The organism is Marinimicrobium sp. UBA4209 (assembly GCF_002381585.1).
GTDB lineage: Bacteria > Pseudomonadota > Gammaproteobacteria > Pseudomonadales > Cellvibrionaceae > Marinimicrobium > Marinimicrobium koreense.
In genome coordinates this window covers 413-4,235 of record NZ_DFTP01000056.1, presented here as the reverse complement: position 1 = coordinate 4,235, position 3,823 = coordinate 413, and the positions used below count along the sequence as shown (strand labels likewise).

At 61.0% G+C, this 3,823-nt stretch carries 5 protein-coding genes; 4 read left to right on the top strand and 1 reads right to left on the bottom strand.

Going from position 1 to position 3,823, the window contains the following annotated elements; all coding sequences use genetic code 11:
• The 3 genes from B3187_RS08325 to B3187_RS08315 all read left to right on the top strand — a co-directional run.
• Positions 1–341: transglycosylase SLT domain-containing protein (locus tag B3187_RS08325; RefSeq protein ID WP_286805704.1), on the top strand; the 341-nt coding region annotated here is incomplete at its 5' end.
• 5 nt (positions 342–346) lie between these two features.
• Complete coding sequence (locus B3187_RS08320) at positions 347–502, top strand: hypothetical protein (RefSeq protein WP_286805702.1); 156 nt, start codon at positions 347–349, stop codon at positions 500–502.
• A 52-nt stretch (positions 503–554) separates the two neighbouring features.
• Positions 555–1,181, top strand: coding sequence for an IMPACT family protein (locus B3187_RS08315; RefSeq protein ID WP_286805700.1), 627 nt, complete (start codon positions 555–557; stop codon positions 1,179–1,181).
• Between the two features lie 39 nt (positions 1,182–1,220).
• Here B3187_RS08315 and B3187_RS08310 read toward each other — a convergent pair whose 3' ends face one another.
• A complete protein-coding gene (locus B3187_RS08310) occupies positions 1,221–2,162 on the bottom strand; it encodes an MFS transporter (RefSeq protein WP_286805698.1) in 942 nt (313 codons plus the stop codon).
• Between the two features lie 384 nt (positions 2,163–2,546).
• Between B3187_RS08310 and B3187_RS08305 the strand changes: the two genes are divergently transcribed.
• A partial coding sequence (locus B3187_RS08305; RefSeq protein ID WP_286805696.1) for an ABCB family ABC transporter ATP-binding protein/permease occupies positions 2,547–3,823 on the top strand: 1,277 nt, incomplete at its 3' end.

The following is a 3,823-nucleotide window of genomic DNA, read 5'->3' as shown; positions in this document are numbered from 1 at the left end:
TGCGCGGGCTGATGATGCTGACCATGGCCGCCGCCAGCGACATGGGCATCGATAACCGGATCGACCCCAAGCAGAGCATTCACGGCGGGGCCAAATACTTCCGCAACCTGTACGATCGCCTGCCCGAGCGCATCCAGGGTGAAGACCGCACCTGGCTGGCACTGGCGGCCTACAACGTGGGCATGGGGCACCTGGAAGACGCCCGCAAGATTANNTTACCCAAGCACTGGGCGGCGACCCGGACCGCTGGGTGGATGTGCGCGAACACCTGCCTCTGCTGGCCAAGCGTTCCTACTACAAGTACACCCGGCACGGCTACGCCCGCGGCTGGGAGCCGGTGACCTACGTGCGCAACATCCGCAACTTCTACAGCATCATCGCCTGGCATCAACAGCAGGAACAGCGACAGATTGCCGCGCAGGAAGCGGAAACCGAACAGCAACGCATCCAGCGTAAAGTCAGCAGTAACCGCACGCTGAATATGCCCCTGTCCGTGCTCTGACTCCATTACCACCGGTCACCAGAGCGGGCGCCATTTATGGTTTAATGGCGCCATGAACGATACCCCTCCCCCACAAGCCCCCTACCGTGTGCTGGCCGAACCCTGTCAGCACACCCTGGAAGAAAAGCGCAGCCTGTTCCACACCTACCTGTTTCCGGTTCAGGAGCGCGACCAGGCACTGGCCCATGTCGAGGTACTGCGCCAATCCCAACCCGGTGCCTCCCACTATTGCTGGGCCTATATTCTGGGCCCCGCGGACCAGCCACGCAGTCAGGCTTTCAGCGATGACGGTGAACCTTCCGGCACGGCGGGCAAACCCATGTTGCATGTGCTGACCCAGCGCGGCGCAGGCGATACCCTGGCGGTGATTGTGCGGATTTTCGGCGGCGTGAAGCTCGGCGCTGGCGGGTTGGTGCGCGCTTACGGCGGCGCGGTATCCCAGGCGCTGGATCTCGCCCGGTGGCGAGAGATCACCCCGAGCACCGAGATCAGCATTACCGTGGACTTCGCTCTGGAGGAGCGGATTCGACACTGTGCCCAACAGCGCGGGCTGGTGGTCATTGACGTCGACTACCAACAACAGGTCCGCCTGACCCTCGCCGTGCCCCAGGCCGAGGTGGGAGCGTTACAGGACGAGGTTCAGCAGCTGACCAGCGGCCAATTTCAGTGGCAACCATAGTCGGCACGGGGAGCGGTTTCATGCCGCGCCCCGGCCAACTCAGGTAGATACCGCCGGCGCCGAGGACCGTATCTGCCAGACGCAAAGCGCCACCACCACAGCGATAACCAACGGCACCATGGTCAGGTTCAACACCACCCATCCCCACAGATGGAACAGCGTGCCCGCCAGCAGTGAACCGATAGCCACCAACGACAGAACGATCAGGTCATTGATCCCCTGAACCTTGCCCCGCTCGGACTCCGAGTGAGTGCCGGCCAACATCACGCTGCCACCAACAAACAGAAAGTTCCAACCGATGCCCAGCAACACCAGGGCCACCCAGAAGTGGGCAAAGCTCGCCCCCGAGGCCGCCGTTGCGCTCGACAGCAGCAGCGCCCCGGCACCGGCCATCAGCACCCGGTAAAGCCCCAACCGGGCGATCAGACTTCCGGTGAAGAACGAGGGCACGAACATACCGAGCACGTGCCACTGCATGATGGTGGCGACCTGCCCCATCTCGAACCCTTTGGAGAGCATGGCCAAAGGCGTCGCGGTCATGACCAGAATCATGATCGCGTAGCCGACCGCGCTGGCCAGCACAGCCACCTGAAAGCGACCCTGCCCGGCAATGTCCCTCATGGGCCGCATCACATCGTCGGCCTGGGGCTCACCCTGAGGTGGCACGCGCAATAGGGCCAATAACAGGCTCGCCAACACCGCGAGAAACGCCATCACCAAATAGGGCCCACCATCGGGTACCAAGGTCAGCCACTCATAGTTGGCGCTGGCATTCCACGGGCCGAGAAAGGCCGCCGCGACACCCCCGGCCATGACCCAGGAAATGGCGCGACTGCGAATCGCCGGACGGGCCACATCCGCCGCGGCAAACCGGTAGTACATGGCAAACCCCTGATACAGCCCCACCAGAAGGTTACCCAGGCAAAAACCGATGAAGGTGCCCTCCGCAATGGACCAGAATGACAGAAGGCTGCCCGCCAACCCGNNCCAGCAGTGCCCCTACCAGAAAGCCCGGGCGGCGCCCTACCCGCTTCATGAAGAGCGACGCCGGCAAGGTGGACACCACCGCGCCAACCATGGTCAGGGCAATCGGCAGGGTGGCCAGTGACGGAGTGTCGCTCAGCCGGCCACCGACCACGCCACTGAGCGTCATCACGGTAATGGCCGCCACCATAAACAGCGTCTGATTGACCACCAGAATCGCAATATTGAGTATTTCCCGGCGTGTTTCAGATCCTGTCACTCGTCGTTCTCCATCATTTTGAATTCCTGTTTGCCAGCATCACAATCGGGACGCGGGCAAAGATTTTTTTGACCCAAGCTGGCATCATGCGCACACAGCTTACCCGCAACCGAGAGCTTCCAATGCGCCGCCCTTACGGACCAACCCCACCGCGAGACGCCAGCATACCCCGCCTGAACCTGCGGGAGGTATGGGGTTATCTCTGGCCCTACCTCTGGGACTTCAAAGGTCGGGTGGTCCTGGCCATTACGGCATTGCTGGCCGCCAAAGGGGCAACGCTGGCCATGCCCTGGGCGCTCAAGCATATCATTGATGGTGTGGACCGAAGCCTGCAGCCCGAACTGGTACTGCCCATCGCCTTTCTGTTGATCTACGGGTTTTTGCGCTTTGGCGGGGTATTCTTCGGCGAGCTGCGGGACGCCATCTTCAGTCGGGTCACCGAGCGGGCCATGCGCCGGATCGGGCTGCGGGTGTTCGAACACCTGCACCGGTTGGAGCTGAACTTCCATCTGAGCCGACAGACCGGCGGCATCAGTCGGGATATTGAGCGCGGCACCAGTGCCATCAGTTTTCTGATGCGCTTTCTGATGTTCAATATCGTGCCGACCCTGTTTGAAATCGTCATGGTCGCCGCCATTTTTACCCTGGCGTTTTCCGTCTGGTACGCCCTGATCATTCTGGTGGCGGTGATCATCTACATCGGCTTTACCGTGGTCACCACCGAGTGGCGCACCCGCTTTGTGCGCGAGGCCAACCAGGCCGACTCCTCCACCAACACCCGAGCGGTCGACAGCCTGCTCAACTATGAAACGGTGAAGTATTTCAACAACGAGACCTTTGAGGCCCAGACCTACGACACCTTTCTGGAACAGTGGGAAAAAGCCAAACTCAAAAACCGTCTGTCGCTACTGGCTTTGAACTCCGGGCAGGCATTGATCATCGCCGCGGCCATTACCGGGATGATGATCATGGCCACCCAGTCGGTCATCGACAAAACCATGACCCTGGGTGACCTGGCCATGGTCAACGCCTATATGATCCAGCTGTTCATTCCCCTGAACTTTCTCGGTTTTGTGTATCGGGAAATGCGCCGGGCGCTGACGGATCTGGAAAACATGCTGGGCCTACTGCAACGCGAACCTGACATTGAAGATGCACCCGACGCTCGCGAACTGACGGTGCAACGAGGCGAGGTGCGGTTCAACCAGGTGTCGTTTGGCTACCACACCGATCGGCCGATTCTCAAAGGCCTGGACTTTCAAGTGCAGGCCGGGCAACGGGTCGCCATCGTCGGCGCCTCGGGCGCCGGGAAAAGCACCATAGCCCGACTGCTGTACCGGTTTTATGACATCGATGACGGTCGCATCACCATTGATGGCCAGGACATTCGCGAAGTGAC